Source organism: Pseudomonas sp. GW821-FHT09E12 (assembly GCF_059416085.1).
The window spans coordinates 694,156-716,671 of record NZ_JBWKOM010000001.1; the positions used below are offsets into that span (position 1 = coordinate 694,156).

Below are 22,516 nucleotides of genomic sequence, written 5' to 3' on the forward strand. Positions count from 1 at the left end.
GGCGGCGTCTTGAAGCTCTCCTGGCCGGCTAACGCTTCCTGGCTTGCTGATAGACACTCCCCCGCTCCCGCTTGCCCACAGCAATGACCGTCACCACCAACACCTCATCCACCACCCGATACACCAGACGGTAGCCAGCCGTGCGCAGTTTGATTTTGTAGGCATTGCCCAAACCGCTCAGGCGATCGGCCGGGACATGGGGGTTGACGAGGCGTTCCTGCAGCTTCTTCTTGAATTGCTCTTTCAGCGTGGGACCCAGCTTTTGCCATTCCTTCCAGGCTTTCTCGGAGAACTCCAGCTCATAAGTCATCGAGCGAAACCCTGACGGTCGGGTCGTTCTCTCGCTCACGGCACAAGGCGAGCAGTTCCATGTCTTCCAGGCGCTCCATCATGGCTTCGTATTCCTTGGCCGGAACGCAGTAAAACGCCGGTTCGTTGCGATTGAGAATGGCCACGGAGGAGCCGCCACCGGCCGCAACAGTGCCCATGGGGTTTTTCTTGAGTTCGGAAATGCTCGCAACGACGTTGGACAGAAGGACATGGGTCATGGAGTGCTCTCATGAGTGCTGTTAAGAGCACTCAAAATAGCACCTTTGTGCAGACAAGTACCTTGAGAGCAGACCAGAAGTATCAGAAGAAAGCGCTAGCGAAAAAACTCCCCGGGCGTGGCGTCGAACTGCTGGCGGAACGCCGCGATGAACGCCGAGGTCGAGTCGTAGCCGCAGGCCAGCGCCACGTCCGTCACCCGCTCGCCGTTCTCCAGGGGCGTGAGGGCGCCCAGCAGGCGCAAGCGCTGGCGCCAGGCGCGGAAGGTCAGGCCGGTGTCCCGCAGGAACAGGCGGCTCAGGGTTTTCTCCGTCACCCCCAGTTTCTCGCTCCACTGCCCCAGGGTGGTCGGCTGGTCCGGGTGCGCTTGCAGGCTGCGGTAGATCTGCCGCAGGCGCGGGTCCTGGGGCAACGGCAGCATCAAGTCCAGTTGCGGCGCGGCGGCCAGTTGATCCAGCAGGACCTGGGCCAGACGCCCGTCGGCGCCATCTTCGGCGTATTCCACCGGCAGCTCGCTGAAGGCGCGGATCAATTCGCGCAGCAGGCTGCTCACCGCCAGCACCTGGCAGGTTTCGCCGGCCCAGGCGGTGACACGGCAATCCAGGTACAGGCTGCGCATTTCAGTACGCGGCGAGCTGAACACCTTGTGCGGCATGCCAGCGGGAATCCACACTGCCCGCTGCGGCGGGGCGATGAAACGCCCGGCGCTGGTCTGCACTTCCAGCACGCCCTGGATGGCGTAGGACAATTGCACCCAGGGGTGGCTGTGGCGCCGGGTCAGCGCCCGGTTAGGCAGGGATTCGGTGCGCCCGTACACCGGTCGAGGCAAGCTCGGCAGACCGGGAATACTGCGGCGGACGATCTTTTCATGTCCTTTAGGCGGCATTTACTGGCTCATTGGCGTTAGTCGGCAGTCCATCATCACGTTAGAGTCGGCCAACCGCTCTGGCAACCCTTGGATGGTCCCATTATGAGTCGCTCACGTCTTTTGCCCGACAATTTCACCCTGACCCTGATCGGCGTGGTGCTGCTGGCCAGCTTCCTGCCCGCCAGCGGCCAGGTGGCGCTAGGCTTCGGCTGGCTGACCAACGCCGCCATCGCCCTGCTGTTCTTCCTCCACGGCGCCAAGCTGTCGCGCGAGGCGATCATCGCCGGGGCCGGCCACTGGCGCCTGCACCTGCTGATCTTCAGCCTGACCTTCGTGCTGTTCCCGCTGCTGGGCCTGGCGCTCAAGCCGCTGCTGTCGCCGCTGATCGGTAACGAGCTGTACCTGGGCATGCTCTACCTCTGCGCCCTGCCCGCCACCGTGCAGTCGGCGATTGCCTTCACTTCGCTGGCACGGGGCAACGTGCCGGCGGCGATCTGCAGCGCCGCGGCGTCCAGCCTGTTCGGGATTTTCCTCACGCCGCTGCTGGTGACCCTGCTGCTGAATGTACACGGCGATGCCGGCTCGACCGTGGATGCCATCGTCAAGATCAGCGTGCAATTGCTGCTGCCCTTCATCGCCGGGCAGATCGCCCGCCGCTGGATCGGCGCCTGGGTCGGGCGCAACAAGAACTGGCTGAAATTCGTCGACCAGGGCTCGATCCTGCTGGTGGTCTACGGCGCCTTCAGCGAGGCGGTGAACGAAGGCATCTGGCACCAGATTCCGTTGTGGAACCTGGGCGGGCTGGTCTTGGCCTGCTGCGTGCTGCTGGCCTTGGCGCTGCTGGCCTCCAGCCTGCTGAGCAAGCTGTTCGGCTTCAACCAGGAAGACCGCATTACCATCCTCTTCTGCGGTTCGAAGAAAAGCCTGGCCACCGGCGTGCCCATGGCCCAGGTGCTGTTCGCCGGCAGCACCATGGGCGTGCTGATCCTGCCGCTGATGCTGTTCCACCAGATCCAGCTGATGGTCTGCGCGGTGCTGGCCCAGCGTTACGCGAAACGCCCGGAATCGATCCCGGAGCTGATGGCCCAAGTCGATCCCTGAGTGCGGCTCCTGAACTGCATGTCGCCTTTGTAGGAGCGAGCTTGCTCGCGATAAATCGTCAACGAAAACGCGCTGCGCCTGACCGCCTCAGCTTCGCTGATCGCAAGCCATCGAGGGTCGAGCGGCTCCTCCTACAGATCCCTGTGACGGCGGTCAGTTGTATTTCTGACCGCCTTTCCACGGCGCGTATTCCACCAGCACACTGCCCCGCGCCAGCCCCTTGTCATCCACCTTGAAGCCAGGCATCTGCCGCAGGTTCAGCTGCTTGCACTGCGCAGTCAGGCGCGCCTGCAGGTTGCTGTCCAGCTTGAAAGCGTCCCGCCGCTCGGCAACCGGATCGAGGTTGACCAGGCACTCCTGCACCTGCCCCTGGGCATTGGCGACAAAGCGCACATGGGCCTTGCCAATGCTGTCGACGGGCTGCTTGCCCAGGGCCTGGGTCCAGAAGAAGCGGCTTTGCGCATAAGCCTGGACCGTCCGCGCTCGCCACTGACGCTCAGATTCGGGCTCGTCGAGGGGCGGAAATACCAGCGGCGCGACTATCACCATCTCCTCCTCGGTTCCGTACATTTCGACCGGCACCTTGGGAAACAGGCTGTCCCAGCACACTTGCCTGGCCAGGCTTTCCAGGGCCGGGACCGGCGCCAGATGGGCGTTGGGCTGGATCTCGCAACTGCGCAGCTCGTTCTGGCGATCGATCTTCACCACCAGATCCACTGTCCCTACCAACGCCTGGCTGTTGGCGGCAAAGGCATTGCGCACCATCAAGGCCCTGAACTGATCGCTGAAGGCCCGGGCGTTCTGCTGTAGCGATGCTTCTGCCGTGGTCTGAAGGGCCGGCGCGGTGCTTTTTGGCGTCTGGCAACCGGCCAGGGACAACAGGCTGGCCAGGATCAACGGTAGCGCCATCCGGGATGCGATAACGCGCGATGGACTGGACGACAGGCTCAATTCCATTTGTTCGAAACTCTCAGCTGAACAGGCAAGTAGCGTGGGGACACAAGACTCAGTGCGTTACGTCACTAACGATTGAAGCGCGCACTATTTAGTACTCAGCTCAGCAACCATCGTCGATCACTATGTCGATCGGACGACGCCGATCTACAGGAATATCAAGCGGTTGCTCCGTCAAAGCGTGAGGATTTTTGCTTTTGTCTGGGCCAACAAGAAGATGGCATAATGCCACTTATTTTCCGATCAGTGATCCTACATGGAAGTTTTTATGCGTTCCCCACTCGTACCTTGTGCTGCATCAACAAAAGAGATGACTCAATGAGCGCTGTACAAGGTCGTCTTCTCGAACACTTCCTGCCGTTACGAGAAGCAGAAGAAAAACTGCTCGCACGCTGCACCTTGGGCCAACTCACCCGGCTCGATAAAAACACCCCGATCGAAGCGACAAAGCAAAACAGCATTCGTGCTAAGTTCCTGCGCTTCTTGATTCTGGGTGGGGACCATAACGTCAAGATTCACGAAAGTGGCATTTTGCTGAGTGGGGCCTGCATTGAAGGAGTTCTTAATCTAAAGTCGGCGACTATAGCCAGCAACTTAAAACTCCGTAACTGTCGATTCGCAGAAAAAATTCTACTGGCAAACGCACGAGTACGAGGTCTTATCGACCTGTCTCACAGCGCGCTACGTGGTTTCTCTGCGACGCTGCTTTCGATTGATGGAATATTGTGTTTCGACAAAGTGGTCTCCTCCGAAACCATCAACCTGCGAGATTCAAGAATTGGTGGATCACTGCTATGCAGAGGTAGCCAGCTCAATGGTCCCGACGGAATCGCCTTCACCGCAGATCGGGCGATAATCGAGGGCAGTGTGCGTTTACAAGACGATTTCCAGGCTATCGGTGAAGTTCGATTCTGCGGGGCAACCCTCAACAATCAGCTAATCATCCAGAACAGCTATTTCCGCTGTATGGATCGGATAACCTTAAACATCACCGACTCCACCACCAGAGGTGGTGTATTCCTGTCTCCAGGCTTTAAATCAGAGGGTACCGTTCGTCTTACCAATGCTCGTATCGCAGGAACCTTGAGCCTCACGGGGGCTAGCCTGCAAGGAAAAAAAGGAGCCTCGTTATCAGCAAGAAATCTCCAGGTCGAGCAAGAATTGCGCCTCACAAAACTGGAGACACCACTGGACTGGGTGATTCTTACCGATGCTAATGTCAAAACTCTGAATGACTCTCCCGACTCCTGGGGCGATCGCCTGTATCTAAGCAGGTTTACCTACAACAATTTGTTAACGAGCAGACCACTGACAGCACGGGATCGCATCCAGTGGCTCGATAAACAGAACCCAAGAGATGCAGGAACCGACGAAAAAAAGGGAGTAGCCAGTCAGTTCAAGAAACAACCCTGGCAACAGATACAGAAAGTGTTTGAGGAGATGGGGCGTACGGAGGAAGCCAACCAACTCGGCATGGAACTTGAACGTCGATTGCACAAGGCTGGCCTAGCCGGTCGTTCGACCATAGGCCCCCACCCTACGTTGGTGCATCATCTGTACGGTATTCTGCTCGGCTTCGGTTACAAGCCAATGCGCCTGGTTCTGTTCTTCTTTTTAACCTGGTTATCTTGGGCGGCCTTTTATTGGTATGTGGCCTTGGAGCAAGCGGTCTTCGCCCCGAGCGACCCCGTGGTTTTTCAACACGACGACTATCTCACCTGCCAGCCCGAACATAAGGCCGCCTGGGCCAGGCGTTTTCCTTCAAAGCCCGAACCCCAGCCCGAAAAACCCGAGGGCGCCGGCAATTGGTACACCTGCGAGGTGCTTCGCGGTGAGTACACCGGGTTCAGCCCATTGGGATATTCGCTGGATATCCTGCTGCCACTGATTGACCTGCAACAGGAAAAGTCGTGGGGGCCGATGACGCCTACCCCCAAGAAGGACCCGCTGGAAGAGTTCGACAACTTTACCTGGGGGCACGTGACACGCTTGCTGGCATGGATCCAGACCCTTATCGGCTGGGGCATCAGCCTGGTACTGGTAGGCATGGCATCCGGACTGATACGCAAAAGAAACAATGAATAATGAGCCGCCAGGCCACACAATGCCCCGCTGTCTCGAACATTGAATGGACCCAACAAGGAAGCTTCACATGAGCGCCATCGGCAACTTTCTCTGGTTTATCCTCGGCGGCATTTTCATGGGCCTGTGCTGGTGGCTGTGGGGCATCCTGGCCTTTATCAGCATCGTCGGCATTCCCTGGGGCCGGGCCTGTTTCGTGATCGGCGCGTTCTCGTTCTTTCCGTTCGGCAAGGAAGCGATCAGCCGTCGCGAGCTGAACAACAAGGACGATATCGGTACCGGCGGCCTGGGGGTGATCGGCAACGTGATCTGGTTCGTGTTCGGCGGGATCTGGCTGGCGCTGGGGCATCTGATGTCGGCGCTGCTATGCTTTATCACCGTGATCGGCATTCCCTTCGGCATCCAGCACCTGAAACTGGCGGGCATCGCCCTGGCGCCGATCGGCAAGACCATCGTGAGCAAGGATGTCGTGGCCGCCGCGCGGCAGTTCAATGCCCAGGAGACTGCGTTGAAACAGCGGTAACCGAGCGATTTCGAAACCCCGGGAGGGTAGAGGTTCCCGGCCCGTTACGATCCCTGCTTTCCCCATCGGGCCAGTCGCTTGCCTGCCCCTCACGCCCAGAGCCTGCAATGTTCAAGACCATTGAAGCGCAAGTGCTGAACCAGACCACTACACCTGCTTTCAGAAAGGAGTTCGTCCAACATGACTTCGAGCGCTTGCGCAGTTTTTGCCTGTTTGTCTATATCGCCAGCATCGGCATCTGGCTGACCGTCAATCTGACCGTCAGTTTTCGCGACGGCCAGGGGTTCACGCTCCAATCAGGGCTGCTGCTGGCGACGCTGAGCGTTCTTACCCTCCTGCTGGCTATCGCTCGCCAGGCCCGGCACTTCCAGTGGATCAACCTGAGCTTCGTCCTGGTCCTCACCCTGGCGCTGCGCCTGGTGATCACGCAGTTGCCCACGGACTTCCAGTACGGATGGCTGATCCTCGCCGCATCCAACATGCTCTACAGCGCCTCGGCACTGCCCTTGAGTCGCCGGTCGTTCTTCATCTGCGTGCTGATCACCTGGAGCATCCTCAATCCGTTTTACCTGACCGAAATCTCGATATTCGATTCCAGGGCCCCCCTGACGCTGCTCTATACGACGTTTCTGACCTCGTTGATCTACTACAGCTTTCTGCGCCTGCGCCAGGCCAAGCTGCACAACTACATCATGTCCAAGCTGCTGCTGGAGCAGGCCTACAACGATACGTTGACCGGTATCCCCAACCGGCGTTCGTTCATGGCCCAGGCCAGCGAGCGCCTGGAAACCCTGCCACGGCGGCACGACCACTACCTGGCGATGATCGATGTCGACAACTTCAAGACAGTCAACGATGTGTACGGCCACGATATCGGCGACGAAGTGCTCAAGCGTGTGGCCGCGGATATCAAGGCGGTCATGGCCGACTTCGACTATGCGCGCCTGGGGGGCGAGGAGTTCGCCATCTACCTGTCCGGGGTGCATCGTGACGACGTCGAGCAATTGGCCGCCAGCCTGTGCCGGACAGTACGCGAAGCACCGGGCCGGCACCCGGTGACCATCAGCATCGGCCTGGCCCGGGTGGAGGACAGCGACAGCCTGAACCAGGCGCTGGTCAAGGCCGACCGGGCGCTGTATCGGTCAAAACATACGGGGAAGGATCGTTATACCTTTCATCAGTGACGGCTGCGCAGCACGGCCTGCGGCAATGCACCAGCGCGACCACCGGGTCAAATAAGATAGACTGCCGTCCTATCTTGTTCAGGCACTTGCGCCATGCCCGCAGAGCACGTCCCCAAACCCTACACCCTCCTGGCGATCGACGACGACCCGCAGTCGTTGATCGTGCTCTCCAATACCCTGACGACCGAATACGAAGTGCTGCTGGCGAAGAACAGCGAGCGTGGCCTGGAACTGGCGCGCAGCGCCAGCCCCGACCTGATCATCCTCGACATCCTGATGCCCGAGATGGACGGTTTCCAGGTTCTCAGCGAACTCAAGAGCCACCCGGCGACCGCGGCCATTCCGGTGATTTTCCTGACCTCGCGCAGCAGCGTCGAAGACGAGCGCCTGGGCCTGCTGCTCGGCGCCGCCGACTACATCGCCAAGCCGATTTCGCCGCCGGTGGTGCTGGCCCGGGTGGCGACACAACTGGGTTACCGCGACAAACCCCTGCACAGCCCGCAACCGGCGGCCGAGCCCTCGGCCGGCAGCGACATGCGCGACGGCTTCGTCGGCGCCCTGGCCTTGCAGCTGGCCGGCAACCCACGGATCCGCCTCGAGGCGCTGCTCGACACCCTGTCGATCCTGCTCGACAGCGGTGTGACCCAGAGCGACCCCGCGGCGTTTCGCAGCGCCGCCTGCCTGGCCCTGATGGGCCTCAACCAGCCCGGCGGCAGCATCGGCCAGGCCCTGGCCCACAGCCGGGTGCTGATCGAAGAGATTCTCGCCCACGCCGACCCGGAAGACCGCATCCTCAACCTCGCCTGGAAAATCACCCATGCCGAGGCGCTGCTCCAGGGCGACCGCAGCCCGGCAAGCCTCGATCTCCCGCTCTCGGCCCGCCTGTTCGCCCTGGCGCTGGACTACCACCTGAGCCTGCTGCAACCCGGCGGCGACCTTCCCGGCCGGCACGCCCAGGCCATGGCGCGGATGTATGAACAGCCGGGGTTCGAGCAATGCATCGCCTGCGGCCCGGCGTCGCTCTCGGCGGCCTTGCTGAGTTCGTCACAGAGCTTTTTCGGCCTGTGAACGGACAGTGAGCCTTGCCCATGCCTAACCTCGCCGACCTGGAACTGTTCGTGCTGATTGCCGAGCTGCAGGGCCTGTCGCCCGCGGCGCGCATCATGTCGATCACCCCGGCCGCCGCCAGCCTGGCGCTCAAGCGCCTGGAAAACCGTCTCGGCGTGCGCCTGTTCACCCGCTCCACCCGCACCCTGAAACTCACCCCCGAAGGCGTGCGTTACCTGGAAAGCGCGCAGCACGCCCTGAAGATCCTGGCCAACGGCAAGCGCTCGTTGACCCACGACGACGGCATGCTGGAGCTCACGGTGTCTTCCGACCTGGGCCGCAACCTGCTGCTGGACCTGCTCGCCCGGCTCAAGCAGGAACGCCCGCGGCTGTATATCAAGCTGGCCCTGAGCGACAAGGAAGAGGACCTGCTCAAGGGCCGCTTCGACGCGGCGCTGCGCTACGGCAAAAGCCTGGCGCTGGACCTGGTCGAACTGCCGGTGCTCAAGCAGCACCACTTCATCGCCTGCGCCGCGCCCGGCTACCTGGCCGAACATGGCACGCCCGAATCGCCGGAACAGCTGAGCGAGCACGAGTGCATCATCTGCCACAGCATTGGCCGGCCAGAGAGCCGCTGGCGTTTCCATGCGCCGGGCCAGGTCGAGGACGTGCGGGTACAGGGGCATTTCTGCTGCGACGATGGCGATGCCGCGCGGCGCTGGGCGGTGGCCGGCCACGGCGTGGTCTACCTGCCGCTGTTGAACGTGGTCGAGGACCTGCTCGCCGGGCGCCTGCTGCCCCTGCTCCCCGGCTGGCAGGCCGACGCCGCGCCGCTGAGCCTGGTGGTATCGCACCGCTCGCAAATCACCGAGTCGCTGCGGGCCCTGCACCAGTGCCTGGTGGAGCACTGCACGGACCGGATGGCCCGCTACCTCGAACTGACCCGCGCCGCGCGCTAGCCCTGGGCCGCGCGCAACTCGACCAGCAGCGCATAAGCCTGCTGGAACTCCAGCCGGTAGATCCGCTCCTGAATCGCCCGCAGGGCGCCGCTACGGCTCTGCTCACACAGCTCATCGATCAGCGCCAGGGCCTGCGCATTATGGTTGTGCAGCAGCTTGGCCAGCCGCTCCAGTTTTAACAGCTGCTCAGTGCCCAGTGCCTCGTTCTCCCGGACCGGAGGCTCGGCACCCGCCGTTGGCAAGCCCACCAGGCCGGCCAGCAGCGGTTCCAGGCACCGCGCCAGCTGGCGGATCAAGGGCACCAGGTCGGCCTGCCCGACACATTGCTCCTCCAGTTGCCTGGCGGCCTGCCGGACCGCGGTGGCGCCAATGTTGCCGGCCGCCCCTTGCAGGCTGTGGGCCAGAAAGCCGATGGCCTGCAAGTCCTCGGCGGCGTGGGCCAGCCACAGGCGCTCGATGACCTGCTGCTGGTCATCGCGAAAATCCGCCAGCAGCTTCTGGTGCAGCGCCAGGTCCTGGTTCACCACCGCCAGCCCCAGCGCCGAGTCGATGCCCTCGTAGCTCGGGGTCGAGACGGCGCTGGGCAGGCTTGTCGCAATCTCCCCCGGTGGCAGTTCTAGGTGCTTGATCCAGCGCACCAGGGTCCGATAGAAGGCCGTGACCTCCAGCGGCTTGCTCACCAGGTCGCTCATGCCGGCGGCCAGCACCCGGCCCTGGATATCGGCCTGGCTGCTGGCGGTCACCGCGATGATCGGCAGCGAGCGCAGGTGCGGGTAACCGCGGATCTTGCGCGTGGTGCCGTAGCCGTCCATGACCGGCATCTGGCAATCCATCAGCACCCCGTCGAAGCGCCCGTCCTCGAGCAACCGCTGCAAGGCCTCGGCGCCGTTGGCGGCCAGCACCACCTGGACCCCGGCGCGCTGCAGCAGCCCCTGCAACACATCCTGGTTCAGCCGGTTGTCCTCGACCACCAGCACCCGCGTCCCCGCCAGCAACCGCGCATAGTCGTTGACCGTGCACAGCCCCGCCGCGCCGGCCACCGATGGCGTGGCCGGCGCGCTGCAACTCGCCGCGGGCAACGCCTGCGGCCGCTGTTGCGGCACGTTCAACTGCACGGTGAATTTGAACACTGCGCCCTGCCCCGGCTTGCTGTGCACCCAGATGTCGCCCTGCATCATCTGCACGATTTTTTTCGAGATGGTCAGCCCCAGGCCGCTGCCGCCGTAACGCCGGCTGATCGACAGGTCGGCCTGGACAAAGGCATTGAACAGCCGCGCCTGCTGCTCGTCGCTGATGCCCACCCCGGTGTCGGTGACGCTGAAGCACAGCAGGGCCTTGTCGTTCCACTGGCGCACCAGGCACACGCCGATGCACACATGGCCGGCCTCGGTGAACTTGATCGAATTGTCCACCAGGTTGGTCAGCACCTGGGCCAGGCGCAGCGGATCGCCGACATAGCTGCGCGGCAGCAGGGCCGGAATGTCCAGGCGCAGCTGCAGCGCCTGTTCTTCCGCGCGCTGGCGCACCAGCAGCAACACATCGTCCACCAGCTCGCGCAGGTCGAAGCAGACCTGCTCCATGCTCAGCTTGCCGGCTTCGATCTTCGACAGGTCGAGCACGCCATTGATGGTGCCCACCAGGTTGCGCGCCGCGCGGTCGATCTTCTCGATGTAGTCGCGCTGCACCCGCTCCAGGGGCATGTCCTGCACCAGGTGGGCCATGCCGATGATCGCGTTCAGCGGCGTGCGGATTTCATGGGACATGCTGTCGAGAAACTCCGACTTGGCCTGGGTCGCCAGCTCGGCGTCGCGCCGCGATTGCTGGACCTGGGCTTCCACCGCCTTGCGCTCGCTGATGTCGAAAATCACCCCGTCCAGGTACTGCGGCACCCCGTCCACGACAATGGTCTGGCCCTTGTCGTAGACCCAGCGCACCTCCTGGCTGGCGGTGATGATCCGGTATTCGAGCATGTAGCTGGCGCTGCCCAGGCAGCCGGCGAAAATCTCCAGGTCGTCGGGGTGGACCCGGTCGCGATAGCTGTGCCCGGCGAGGAAATGCGCCGCCGCAAAACCGCTCAGGCCCTCGATGGCCTCGCTGACGAACACCATGGTCCGCGAGGCGTCCGGCAGGCTGCGAAACACCACCCCCGGAATGTTGGCGATCATCGATTGCAACTTGGTCTGGCTGTCGACGATCGACTGCTGCACCTCGACTGCCTGGGTGATGTCCTGCAGCACGCCGGTGACCCGCGTCGGCGTGCCATGGGCATCGCGCTGCATGACCCGGCCGATGTCCAGCACCCACAACCAGCGCCCGCTTTTGCTGCGCATGCGGTACTCGGCGCGGTACTCCTCGACTTCGTTGTTCAGGTGCGCCCTGAGCCTGGCCATGACCGGCTCATGGTCCTGGGGATGGACCAGGCAGGCCCAGCGATCCAGGCCATTGCCGAAGGTCTGGTCCAGCTCCTCCTTGCTGTAGCCGAGGATCCGCAGCCAGACATCGTTGTTGATGACGATCCCCAGGCTGACGTTCCAGTCCCACAGCCCCAGCGCGCCGCTTTGCAGGGCCATGTCCAGGCGTCGCTCGCTTTGCTCGATCCGCGCCACGTCGGCCTTGTGCCGCCGGGCATCGGCCAGGCGCCGCAGGCCGCCCCACAGCAACAGCAGGAACACCACGGCGCTCAAGCCCTTGATCAGCAGCACCTGCTCGGCCGGCAGCACCGTATCCAGGTCGCCCAGGGTGACCAGGGTCCAGGGACCGCTGGGGTCGTTCCAGTCGAAATCGGCCCGGGACAGGCTGTAGCGCCGGCCGTCCAGCTTGACCTGCGGCTGATGGACATCGAAGGGCAAGCGTTCGGGCACCCCGTGGGCGAACGGGTAGTCGCCGAACTGGCGGCGGATCTCGCCGCCGAATTCGCGCAGCGACCAGGCGCGATCGGCCTTGAGCAGAAAATCCGGGGTGCTGGCGGCCAGCACCACGCCGCTGGGCGACAGGATCATTTTCAGGTCGTCGCCATACTGCTTGCTCAGGCTGGTGTCGAGCATCTTGCCGTCGAAACGCGCCACCAGTACCCCGATCACCTGGTCCTGGCGCGTGCGCGACTCGTAGACCGGGACCGCCATGTAGAACATGCGGGTGCCGGTGGTGACGCTGATCGCGCCATAGACGCTGCTGCCGCCGTTGAGCGCCACCTTGAAGTAGGGCCGGAAGGCCACATTCAGCCCCAGCGGCACCTGGCCCTGGTGATCGTGGGCCGCCACCACCACCCCGTCGCGGTTGAGGACAAAGGCGTGGTTAGCGCCCACCACCATCGACAGCGTCTTCAACGGGATCGCCGCCTGCGCCATCAATTCTGCCGAGGGCTCGCGCTCCAGGATCACCCGTTTCAGCGAGGGGTTGTAGCGCCCCAGGATCGACAGCGCGCCAATGGCAAAACCGTCGGACTTCCACTGCTGCAGATCCGCCGCGTACTCCTGGGTCTGCATCTCGATACTGGCCTGGTAGATGTCCTCGACCTGCAGGCGGTAGTAGTTGCCCAGCGCCACCGCGGCACCGACCGCGAGCACCACGCCCAGGGCGTAGCAACACCGTCTGTGGCTGTCGAAGAAGTTGGTTAGCCTGTGCAACACCTCGCCCCTTTACCTGATAAACCCGTGCGCATACGCCTGTGCCCTGACAAACAGCTCAACGCGCCGCCAGCCGGCGTGGAAACTCCGGCGGCAGGAAATCGCGGTCGGGATCGTAGTCGGCCTTGAGGTAATTACCAAGCGCCTTGAGGTCCTGGGGCGACAAGGTTCCCACCGACTGCTTGAGCCGCAGGGTGTCGAGAATGTAGTCATAACGGCTGTCGTTGTACTGGCGCACGGCGTTATACAACTGGCGCTGGGCTTCCAGCACATCGACGATATTGCGGGTGCCGACCTGGAAGCCCAGTTGCGAGGCCAGCACCGCGCCCTGGTTGGAGATGATCGACTGGCGCCGGGCCTTGACCTGATCGACGCCGCTGTTGAGGCCGCGATGCAGGTTGCGGGTCTGCTCCACCACCTGGCGCCGCAGGTTGTCGTTGAGGTACTCGCGCTGATTCATCCGCTGGTGGGCCTCGCGCACCTGGGAAGAGGTCTGGCCGCCGCTGAACAGCGGAATGTTCAACTGCAGGCCGACGGAGCGCTGCTCGACATTGCCGCCGTAGCCGCTGCCACGGATATCGCTGTTGCCATACCCCAGGTTGTCGTTGTCGCCGGTCTGGTAACGCAGCACCGCGTCGAGGGTCGGCGCGTGCCCGGCCTTGCGCGCGCTGAGGGTCTGCTGCGTCGCATCCAGGGCTTGCTGGCTGGCCAGCAGGGTCAGGTTCTGCTGCACCGCGGTATCGACCCAGCGCCGGGCATCGTTGGGCTCGGGCAACAAGACCGGCATGTCATGCCGCACGCCCTGGATCGCCGCGTATTGCTGGTGCGTCAGGGTGTCCAGGGCTTCAAAGGCATCGTCGGTGCGCTTCTGCGCGACGATCCGGTTGGCCCGCGCGGTGTCATGCCCGGCCTCGGCCTGGAGCACATCGGTACGGTCCGACAGGCCCAGCTGCAAGCCCTTCTCGGCCAGTTCCAGCTGGCGCTTGAGCGCCGCCTCTTCCGCCTTGGCCGCCGCCAGGGCGTCCTGGGCCTTGAGCAGGCCGAAATAGGCCTGGGCGCTGTCGAGCATCAGTTTCTGCTCGGCTGCCGCCAGCTCCAGTTGGGCCTGCTGGTCCTCGGCTTCGGCGGCCTTGAGGCTGAACCAGCGATCGGCACGGAAGATCGGCTGGTTCAGCACCGCCTGGTAGCTGGTGCCGCTGCGCCGGGTGTCCTGCCGTGGCTGTTGCAGGGAAGTGCTGGTGCCATTCAGCTCGGCGCTGGCCGACAGCGTGGGCAGCAGCCCGGCCCGGGCCTGGGGCACCGCCTCGGCGCGGGCGGCCTGGTCGGCACGGGCCGCCGCCAGCTCGCTGTTGTTGTGCTGGGCATCCAGGTACACCCGCCACAGGTCGCTGGGCAGGGCCTGGCGCGGCTGTTCGGCGGCCACCGCCAGGGAGGCCGCCGGCAACGCGGCCAGCGATAGCAGGACGGGCAGCCAGCCGGCAAGGGCTCGCTGCCGCGAAATCATGGGGTTGGTCATGGTCTGTTTCTGTTTCCAAACAAGGTGGGCCAGGAGACAGGAGAGGCTTGGCGCCCCTCCTGTGGTTGCTCCCGCGTGGTCAGGTCAGTGAAGGCACCAGCACCGCCTGGGCGGCCTGACGGTTTTGCGGCAGGTGCTCACGCGCCCCGCCGGTGTCGGCGAAGGCCGCCATGGCCCCGCTCAGTTTGGCCAGGCTGGGCCCTTCGGCCTCCGTCACCGAGGCGATGTCATTCGCCATCGGCACGGCCTGGCGCTCGCGCGAGGACAGCTCGAACAACCCGTCCTTGGCCGATCCCGCCTGGGCAAAGCCCTTCACCAGATGATCGACACTGATCACCGATGAGTCGCCTTGCAGCTCGATCTGCAGATGCCGGTGCGCCGCGGCCTCACTGCCCAACACCTGGCGCAGCACCAGGGCCGTGCCAGTGCCGGCGTCGGTCAGCAGCACATCCTCGCCCCGACGGCTGACGAGGATGTTCTTGCCATCGGCCACCGGCAGGATCAGGCGGTCCAGGGCCTGGCCCGGGTCATCGTTGTCGATCACCACCGTGCGGTAATGCGCCCACATCGCCGGGCTGAAGCGATAGGTGTCGTTGGCACCGCCGCCATGCAGCACCACGCTGTCGACCCCGGCGATCAGCGGCGGCGCCAGATCGTCCTGACGACCGCCACCGCCCTGCAGCAGCAGCGACGAGCCGATACGCTCGACATTGGCGTAGCGACCGAGCTTCTGCGCAGCCCCTTCCTTGACCTTGTACAGCGCCTGATCCGTCGGGCTGTAGACGTAGGCCGAGCGCTGCGATTCGGCGGCCACCCCGACAAAACGCAGGTCGCTCGCGGCGGGAATGCCCGTGCTGGCGAACATCCGCCCGCTGGCGACATCGAACCAGCCCTGGCTCTCGGCGCCTTGCAAGGTCAGCACGCCTTTGGCTCGCCACTGGCCAGCCACTTGCGCCAGCGCCTGGGACAGATTGCCCAGGTGTTGCTGCTGCCAGCCCTTGTCGAGCGCCACCAGCTGCACATCGCCGTTATTGGCGCGCAGCAGGATCTCGCCCTGCACCGTCGTCAACCGCAGCCCGGCATCCACCTGGACCGCCGAACGCAGTTGCACCTCGGGCATCGGCAGCGTGGCGGCGGGCAATTGCGCCGAGGCCTCAAGCACCTCGTCGCCGCCGAACGCAGCGGCCAACGCCTCGGACGTCAGCGGTGCCTGGAGGTAAAGCTTGCCGCTCTCGGGCTCGAACAGCCGCGCGCTGGAGCTGGCGCTGTCGAAGCCGAGAAATTGCAGCGGCTTGCCTTGCAGCGAGGACGCCGCCACGATCACCTGGCCGTTGTGGTACCACACCGGCAGCGCACTCTTGCCGTCGGCGGCCTTGGCCCCGAATACCGCCAGGGTGGCGTTGCTGCCGTTGACACTGGCCAGGTCCTGCCACCAGGTGCTGCGACCCTTGAGCCAGTGCTCGTTGACCGCTTCATAGCTCAGGCGCCCTGTCGCCTCGATCCGCGCGACCAGCCCGTCCTCGGTCACGGCCACCAGATGGCCGTTGAGTTCGAGCACATTGGCCAGGGCCGGCGTGGCCAGGCGCAAGGCGCTCGGCTGGCTACCGTCAAGGACCTTCTGCCCCGGCCCTTCCTGGCGGAACAGCACCTTCTGCTTCTGGCTGTAGAAGAAAAACACCTCCTGGCCAGCCGGCTGCGGCATGCTGCCGGCGAACACCAGGTCCGCCGGAATCGGCCAGGCGCTCTGGGGCTTGCCCTGGGCATCCAGCGGCGGCTGCTGGCCCGCCGGGGGCGCCAGGTTCGGCTTGATCACCGTGCCATCGCTGGTGCGCACCCAGTAGCGGTGCGCGACTTTCGCGTTATCCAGGCCAAACACCGTCACCAGCGCCGCGGCGCTCGGCTCCATCATCGGCGCGCCCAGGCTGTACACTGGGGTGGCCCGCGGCGTGGCCTGGCTCTGGTAGCCCTGGAGCAGGGCCTTGAGCGCATCGCCATGCTGGTCGGTGCGGGCCGACAGTTGCAGCAATGCGTCATCGCCGACCACCCCGACCAGCTCCATCCGGTCACCGATGATGCGGAAGTTCAGCTCGGCCTCACGCTCCTTGAGCTGATAACGACGGGCCAGGTAGACCGCATCGCCCTCTTGCCAGAACCGGCTGATCCGGCCCGCGCTCTGGTTGAACGACGGGGCGAACTGCGCGTCGACCTTGCCGGTGGCAATCTCGACCCGCCACGCCGCGGCGTTCTCGGCGTCGACGAAGTAGGCATGCTCGCCGATGACCGCCCCCAACTGGGCGTTCCTGGCCTGTTCCACCTGGGTGTCGGTGAACAGCATGCGGTCCTTGGCGACGTCGTAGAACGCCCGGCCGACATTGCGCCCTTCATGGCTGTAGTTATCGACGACCACATACTGGCCGTGCAGCTGATGGGCCTTGGCCAGCTCGCTCAGGTGCTGTTCGATACGCTGGCCAGGCAGCTGCCATTTGCTCGCGTCTTCCTCCACCACTCGGGCGCTCATGCCGGCGAAATCGACTTCGCGCACCTCGCCCTTGGCATTGACCACCAGCACCTGGCCGTTATGCGCCGGGTCGAGCTTGACCACCACGCCGCCGACCACCAGTTGGTCCTTGGACACGCTGATGCTCTCGCTCGCCAGCTGGCTGCTGTCGATGATCCAGCGCGACGGCGTGCCGGACTCGCTGGCGAGATCGACCCGGGTGCCTTCATTGAGGCCGACCAGATAACGCCCGCCCGCGCCCTTGATCTGGTAGTTCAGATAGCCGTACAGCTCCTTGGGCAGCTCGGGTATCACCAGTTGCCGGTCGCGCGAGTCGAGCAGCACCTCGATCGGGGTCTCGACGTACTCCTGGCGAATCCGCCGGATCGTCTCCTCGCTCGGGAAGATGTAGAAGTCGTAGTCGAAACGCCGGTCCTCCTCGAGCCGGCGGATCACGTCGAAACCGGTGTCATGCCGGGTGGTGGACCCCGGCAGGATCATGTACTCGTAGCTGATGTAGGACTTGGGCGTGCCCGGCAGGATCACCGCCGTGCTGTCACCATGCTCCAGCGTGCGCGTGGCGTCCTTGTAGCCGATGCCGCTGCGCACCTCGATTGCTTGGCCACGGTCGTGGATCATCCGCGGGAAATCCCCGGCCCAGAAGAAGTAGTTGATCGCCCCGGAACCGGTGGAGCCGTGGTGGGTGCGGTAAATGTACTGGCTGTCGAAACCGATCTGGTTGTTGCGCAGGTCCAGGCGCTTGACCACCGCGCCGGCCAGCGGCACCAGCACCTTCTTCTCCGCGTCGTAACGGTAGCCGTTGCCTTTATAGGCCTTGTCGACCGTATCGAAATAGCGCCCGACCGCCTTGGCGTCTTCGGCCACCGCGCCAAAGGCCTGGGCCAGCGCGGTGAAGCCCACTGCCAGGCCGCCGAGGATCACCCCCGCGCCGCCGAGCACCGCGGTCGCCGTCGAGGCGCCGAGCAGCCCGGCGCCGACTCCGGCCGCGCCGGTAACGAAGCTGGCCGAATCGAAGGCCAGCTGGGTGCCGAACACCGCCTTCTGCACGTCGTTCTCGGCATGGGCCAGTTCATAGGCATCCAGGCCGACCATGACCCCGCCAAACAGCACGCCCGCGCCTTCGTTGACGGTATGGCCCAGGGTCGAGGCAAAGTCCTTGAGCGAGGTTTCGGCAGCCATGGCTTCGCCGCGCAACGCGGTCTGCACCAGTTCGGTGACCTTGACCACGTCCTGCAAAGTGCCATGGCCGATCTGCGCCAGGCCCAGGTAGCTGTGGATCTTCAGCGCAGTGGCCAGGTCCGGCGAAACCGTGCCCTGGGCTGTGTCCTTGCGGTTCTTGTCGGCGAACCACTGGATCAGCGTCTGCACCGCGAAGCCGGCGTTCAAGCCATCCACCGGCGATGCTTCGCTAACGCCGGCACGGGGCCGTATCTGCCCGTGCTCCAGGGTGAAGTGCTGGTTGAACACCCGCATGTGCTCATCGACGAAACGCCGGAACTCGACAAAGGTGCCATCGTCGGTGGCCAGCCAGCGGGTCTGCTCGGGCTGGTCACGGTTGATGAACTGGACCCGATAGCCGCCCTCCTGCTGTGCCTCGATGTTGGCAATGATCGGTATCCATTGGCTGCCCAACTGATGTTCCCGGGCCAGCCGGGTGCTGGCGACTTCGAAGCGCGCGCCCCACTGCTCGGCGTCGAAGGTGGTCAAGGCCGCTCCCAGGCGCAGGTCTTCGCTGACGCGCTGCCGGGCGTCTACTGCCTGCTCGACCTGGCGGCGCTGGCCGATGACCCCGGCCAGCTCCTCGGGCCGCGACAGGTCGGCGACATTCAGCCCGTTGCCCACCGGCACCTCGGCCATCTTGCCGGTGTCGATCTCGATCAGGTTGAAGGTCGGCAGCGACTTTGTGCCGAGCGAGCCATAGTGCGCGGCCAGGTTGCGCGTCACCAGGTGCTGCTGCATGGCCTTGGCCAAGCCCTTGGTGGAGTCGAAGGCGAAGATCCCCACGTTCGGGTCATAGAAGTAGTAGCGACGGCCTTCGGCGGTCTGCGTGCTGCCCACCATCATCGAGTGGTTCTGGGTATTGAGGGCGAACATCGAGGTGCCGCTGCCGGCGGCCAGCCGCGACACCACCTCGGCCAGCTTGAACTGTCCCAGCTCCTTCGACGCCTGGACCGCTTCGACATTGGAATGCAGGCGGATCAGGCTGTTCTTGAGCAGCGTCGAGCTGCCCGCCTGAGGGTCGGCGGAGGCCAGGAACAGCTTCTGTACCAGGCTGTTGACGCCCGCCTCGCCACCGCTGGCCAGGGCCACGGCCATCGCCCGGACCAGGGGGTAGCAACGGCCGCCGGAGCGGTCGCCCACCAGCGACAGGTAGAAGTCCTGCGGCGCCAGCCGGTCGAAGACACTGCCGGCCTTGTGGAAGTCTTCACTGAACATCGCGGTCTGGCGCAGCACCTTGTCGATGTACTCGGCCTGGGCGGTTTCCGTGATGCGCCCGCTCAGGGCGCCACGCTCGCGGGGCGTGAGGGTGCCGTCGAGAAACAGCTGCTTCATCTTCAGGGCCGACATCCGGTCGTCCACCCCGGGAATCTTGATCTCGCGAAAATCCCGCAAGCCGTCGCTGAACGCCGTGCCCCGCGCGCCGCGCTGATAGGCCTCGGCAATCGCATAACGCTCGCCGACGCTGCTGGCGCGCTCCTCGCCTGCGCCCTGGATCGCCGTATCGTCGGTGCGCACCACCGCGGCGCTACCGTCCTTGGCCTTGATCTGCTGCCAGAGCCAGGTCTTTTCCACCGAGCCGGCTTCGCGCAACACCGGGTCGTACTGCGCCCGGTAGTAGTCCTGGGTGAGGTTGAGCTGCTTGATCTGCTGGTCGATCAGGCCCTTGTCGCTGGCCCCGCGCCGGTCTTGCTGGAGTTGGTAGCGCTTGTCGGCCAGCTGTTGGATGTCGGCGTTGACCTTGGCCTGGACCGCTTCGCGCAGCTGGTTCCAGGCAGCGATCGCCGGATGCTCGGGAGAAAAGGCGCCATCGCGGTAGACACCGTCGGCCACCCCGTCGACCGACACCCCGAACTGGGTCGCGACTTTCTTCAGGTTCTGGTGCACCTGCTCGCGGTAGGCGGCGAACTCGGCCCGGTTGCGTTCCACCACCTGAGGGTCGGCGTTCTGGATCTGCAGGGGTTGCGCGCCGTCGCGCAGCTTCGGCCAGACCATCTGGCCTTCGCGCTGGTACTCCTGGCGCTGGAACACCAGCTGCCACTGGCCGTCGACGTACTGCATGTAGGCCGCGGCCAGGCCCTCGGCGGTGCCGGCGACCTGATAGTCCTTGTAGTCGACCGCCATCACCACGTTGTCGTACAGCAGCGAGCTGTTGACCCGGCCGTCGTGGTAGACCCGGAAGGTATTGGCGTCCAGGCTGGTCACCACCAGCGAGCAGCCCGACAAGGTGCCGGTGAAGAGGAAGCTGCCCGCGGCCGCGTGCTTGGGAATGTCCACATAGGCTGGCGCGGCATTGGCCTGGTTCGGCCCGTTGTAGCCGAGAAAATACGCCGGCACGCTGTCGACGCCGCTGCCGGCAATGTCATTGGCGCTGTGCTCGGTGTATTCGAGCTCGTACAGGTTCGGCGCGACCTTGACCAACTGCACGTTGCCCTGGGCCGGCAGGCGTCCCGACTTGACCAGGGCCTCGGCACTCAGGGTATGGGTCTTGGCAAACTGCACAGGGTCGGCGGCGAACTGACGAATGTCGGCGCTGCCCTGGCGCGGTTCGAACCCGGCGCCCAGGGACGCCAGCCCGGTCTTGAGTTGCAGGTCCTTGGCCGCCTGCCCCAGCAGCGCGTCGTTGTCGCGGGTCTGCCAGACCGACGCGGCGAAGGCCTGCTCCCAGAGCACCTTGTTCAGGTTGTTGCCCTTGATATCGCGCAGGCTGGCGCGGCTGTGTTCCGGCATCAGCACCCCGGCCGGGGTGATGTGGTTGCGTTCGAGCAAGCGGGTCAGTTGCTGCGTGAAGGCCGCGCGTTCGCGGCTGCCTTCGAACAGGCGGCTGGCCTTGATGCCACCATCGCGCAGCTGCTCCAGCTTGTCGAAAAACGCCGCGTTGTATTGATACAGGGCGTCGGTCTGCGCCTTGCTCAGGTGGCTGCTGCTGACCTTGTCGCCGTCGACGGTCATCAGCGCAAAAGGCGTCGCAGCGCGGTACTCGCCGCCCTGAGGCATTTCCAGCAGGTACTGGCGCTCGGCAAGGCCCACCGAGCGTTCGAGCTCGTGGATATTGACGAAGACGCCGTCACGGTCGGGGTGGTAACTGTTCTGGCGAAAACCTTCCAGGCCAATGGTCTGGAAGCTGGCGATGTCGGCGTTCTGGTTGATCAGCTCGCTCAAGGCGCCCGCCAGGGGCACTTCGCGGGTGACGGTGGTGCTGGGCGACTGGCCGGAAACCTGGATGCCGACCTGGTTCGGCACCTTGCGATCGACGCTGGTCAACAGCAGCTTGTGGCCGTTGCCCAGCACCTGGGCCTTGAAGCCTTCGCGCAAGGAGCTTTCCGACACCAGGTGATTGGCAAAGTACTGCTCGACAAAGGACGTCTTGACCAGCACCGAGCGAATCGGCGCGTAGGTCGGCGAGCGGAAGGACGGCGGCTCGTTCTTCAGCCGGTACTGTTGCTGCCAGGCCAGGGAGCGGGCCGCGGTGCCGAAGGAGAAGTTCAGCACCCCGTCGGTGGGCACCACCAGCCTGCCGTTCTCCAGGAAGAAGTCCTTGAAACGCCCATCGGTGCTGGCATTGACCAGCGCCACGTTCATGCGGATATAGCCGGGGCGCTCTTCCATCATCAGCAGGGAAATGTTCACCGGCAGATCGTCGGAGGCCCGGGGCGCCTTTTCCAGCGCGCCGAGGCTCGCGGCCTGCTGCTCGGGCGTGGCCTTGAGCAAGGTGTTGTAGCGGGCGCTGACGTCCTTGTAGGCCTGCAGCTCGGAGAACAGTGTCACGTAGGCCTGGCTGAAGGTGGAGTCGGCCACCTGGATGGTCAACTGCTGCTCCAGGCGCTTGATCCGCCCGTTGAGCTTGTCCTGCTTGGCCAGCGCATCGGCCTTCAGGCCCTTGATGTCCAACTGCTTGGCGCCACCGGGGCTGAGCATGCCCAGGGCCTTGTTCCAGGTGCTGTCATAGTGGGTGATCGCCGTCTGCTGGCGGCTGTACAACTGGATGTCGCGGTCCAGTTGCAGCTTGTAGGCGCTGGTGGCCGGGGTGTCGGGAATGGCGTTCATCTGTTTGCGGCGTTGTTGCAGGGTCTGCAACTGGTCGCCGACCGAGACCGGGTTGTCCTGCATCTGATAGTGCTGGGCGGCCAGCACGCTCAGGGTGCTCTGCTGCATTTCCAGCAGGCGCTCGCCGACCTGGGCGATGTACGTGGCGCGCTCGTCGGCGCTCATGTTGAACCATTCGGTTTGCCTGCCTGCCGCCTTGACCTGTTGATCGATCAGGGTATTGAGCAGGCGCGTGAAGTCCTTGGACATGGAAGCCATTGCAGTGATCCTTTGTCTGTTTTGAGCGAAGCCCTTCGTGTCGCGAAAGGCTGCCTGTCGCTATGAATA

Annotated in this window: 13 protein-coding genes; 6 read left to right on the forward strand and 7 right to left on the reverse strand. The window is 64.2% G+C overall.

Going from position 1 to position 22,516, the window contains the following annotated elements:
* Positions 1-28: 28 nt before the first annotated feature.
* From AC07PQ_RS03200 to AC07PQ_RS03210, 3 genes are all read right to left on the reverse strand, one after another.
* Complete coding sequence (locus AC07PQ_RS03200) at positions 29-310, reverse strand: type II toxin-antitoxin system RelE family toxin (protein WP_007930524.1); 282 nt, start codon at positions 308-310, stop codon at positions 29-31.
* Complete coding sequence (locus tag AC07PQ_RS03205) at positions 300-548, reverse strand: type II toxin-antitoxin system Phd/YefM family antitoxin (RefSeq protein WP_007930518.1); 249 nt, start codon at positions 546-548, stop codon at positions 300-302. Before AC07PQ_RS03205 ends, AC07PQ_RS03200 begins: the two co-directional genes overlap by 11 nt.
* A 95-nt stretch (positions 549-643) precedes the next feature.
* Positions 644-1,432 (reverse strand): AraC family transcriptional regulator, encoded by a 789-nt coding sequence (locus tag AC07PQ_RS03210; protein ID WP_062822800.1) that lies wholly within the window; start codon positions 1,430-1,432, stop codon positions 644-646.
* Between the two features lie 84 nt (positions 1,433-1,516).
* On the opposite strand from AC07PQ_RS03210, the gene AC07PQ_RS03215 reads away from it, so the two are divergent.
* The gene (locus AC07PQ_RS03215; RefSeq protein ID WP_007930514.1) at positions 1,517-2,515 is read left to right on the forward strand and encodes a bile acid:sodium symporter family protein; all 999 of its coding nucleotides are present in this window, start codon (positions 1,517-1,519) and stop codon (positions 2,513-2,515) included.
* A gap of 153 nt (positions 2,516-2,668) precedes the next feature.
* Here AC07PQ_RS03215 and AC07PQ_RS03220 read toward each other — a convergent pair whose 3' ends face one another.
* Complete coding sequence (locus tag AC07PQ_RS03220) at positions 2,669-3,424, reverse strand: hypothetical protein (RefSeq protein WP_493184453.1); 756 nt, start codon at positions 3,422-3,424, stop codon at positions 2,669-2,671.
* Between the two features lie 363 nt (positions 3,425-3,787).
* On the opposite strand from AC07PQ_RS03220, the gene AC07PQ_RS03225 reads away from it, so the two are divergent.
* The 5 genes from AC07PQ_RS03225 (at position 3,788) to AC07PQ_RS03245 (ending at position 9,264) form a co-directional block, all read left to right on the forward strand.
* Positions 3,788-5,554, forward strand: coding sequence for a hypothetical protein (locus AC07PQ_RS03225; protein ID WP_007930510.1), 1,767 nt, complete (start codon positions 3,788-3,790; stop codon positions 5,552-5,554).
* A gap of 67 nt (positions 5,555-5,621) precedes the next feature.
* Positions 5,622-6,074 carry a YccF domain-containing protein gene (locus AC07PQ_RS03230; RefSeq protein ID WP_007930508.1) on the forward strand — a complete coding sequence of 151 codons (453 nt, stop codon included), beginning with the start codon at positions 5,622-5,624 and terminating at the stop codon, positions 6,072-6,074.
* 107 nt (positions 6,075-6,181) lie between these two features.
* Positions 6,182-7,258, forward strand: coding sequence for a GGDEF domain-containing protein (locus AC07PQ_RS03235; RefSeq protein WP_007930501.1), 1,077 nt, complete (start codon positions 6,182-6,184; stop codon positions 7,256-7,258).
* Between the two features lie 93 nt (positions 7,259-7,351).
* On the forward strand, positions 7,352-8,326 hold the full coding sequence (locus tag AC07PQ_RS03240; protein WP_007930498.1) for a response regulator: 975 nt from the start codon (positions 7,352-7,354) through the stop codon (positions 8,324-8,326).
* 20 nt (positions 8,327-8,346) lie between these two features.
* Complete coding sequence (locus tag AC07PQ_RS03245) at positions 8,347-9,264, forward strand: LysR family transcriptional regulator (protein WP_493184452.1); 918 nt, start codon at positions 8,347-8,349, stop codon at positions 9,262-9,264.
* On the opposite strand, the gene AC07PQ_RS03250 is transcribed toward AC07PQ_RS03245, so the two are convergent.
* The 3 genes from AC07PQ_RS03250 to AC07PQ_RS03260 all read right to left on the reverse strand — a co-directional run bounded on the left by AC07PQ_RS03250 (position 9,261) and on the right by AC07PQ_RS03260 (position 22,447).
* Positions 9,261-12,830, reverse strand: coding sequence for a PAS domain-containing protein (locus AC07PQ_RS03250; protein WP_493184857.1), 3,570 nt, complete (start codon positions 12,828-12,830; stop codon positions 9,261-9,263). The two genes, AC07PQ_RS03245 and AC07PQ_RS03250, sit on opposite strands and share 4 nt — an antisense overlap.
* 118 nt (positions 12,831-12,948) lie before the next feature.
* The gene (locus tag AC07PQ_RS03255; RefSeq protein ID WP_493184451.1) at positions 12,949-14,406 is read right to left on the reverse strand and encodes a TolC family outer membrane protein; all 1,458 of its coding nucleotides are present in this window, start codon (positions 14,404-14,406) and stop codon (positions 12,949-12,951) included.
* 79 nt (positions 14,407-14,485) lie between these two features.
* Positions 14,486-22,447, reverse strand: a complete 7,962-nt coding sequence (locus tag AC07PQ_RS03260) for a TcdA/TcdB pore-forming domain-containing protein (protein WP_493184450.1) — start codon at positions 22,445-22,447, stop codon at positions 14,486-14,488.
* Positions 22,448-22,516: the final 69 nt, after the last annotated feature.

Coding starts and splice junctions, on each gene's coding strand:
- AC07PQ_RS03200 (WP_007930524.1), bottom strand. CDS start 310: ATGACTTATGAGCTGGAGTTCTCCGAGAAAGCCTGGAAGGAATGGCAA.
- AC07PQ_RS03205 (WP_007930518.1), bottom strand. CDS start 548: ATGACCCATGTCCTTCTGTCCAACGTCGTTGCGAGCATTTCCGAACTC.
- AC07PQ_RS03210 (WP_062822800.1), bottom strand. CDS start 1,432: ATGCCGCCTAAAGGACATGAAAAGATCGTCCGCCGCAGTATTCCCGGT.
- AC07PQ_RS03215 (WP_007930514.1), top strand. CDS start 1,517: ATGAGTCGCTCACGTCTTTTGCCCGACAATTTCACCCTGACCCTGATC.
- AC07PQ_RS03220 (WP_493184453.1), bottom strand. CDS start 3,424: ATGGCGCTACCGTTGATCCTGGCCAGCCTGTTGTCCCTGGCCGGTTGC.
- AC07PQ_RS03225 (WP_007930510.1), top strand. CDS start 3,788: ATGAGCGCTGTACAAGGTCGTCTTCTCGAACACTTCCTGCCGTTACGA.
- AC07PQ_RS03230 (WP_007930508.1), top strand. CDS start 5,622: ATGAGCGCCATCGGCAACTTTCTCTGGTTTATCCTCGGCGGCATTTTC.
- AC07PQ_RS03235 (WP_007930501.1), top strand. CDS start 6,182: ATGTTCAAGACCATTGAAGCGCAAGTGCTGAACCAGACCACTACACCT.
- AC07PQ_RS03240 (WP_007930498.1), top strand. CDS start 7,352: ATGCCCGCAGAGCACGTCCCCAAACCCTACACCCTCCTGGCGATCGAC.
- AC07PQ_RS03245 (WP_493184452.1), top strand. CDS start 8,347: ATGCCTAACCTCGCCGACCTGGAACTGTTCGTGCTGATTGCCGAGCTG.
- AC07PQ_RS03255 (WP_493184451.1), bottom strand. CDS start 14,406: ATGACCAACCCCATGATTTCGCGGCAGCGAGCCCTTGCCGGCTGGCTG.
- AC07PQ_RS03260 (WP_493184450.1), bottom strand. CDS start 22,447: ATGGCTTCCATGTCCAAGGACTTCACGCGCCTGCTCAATACCCTGATC.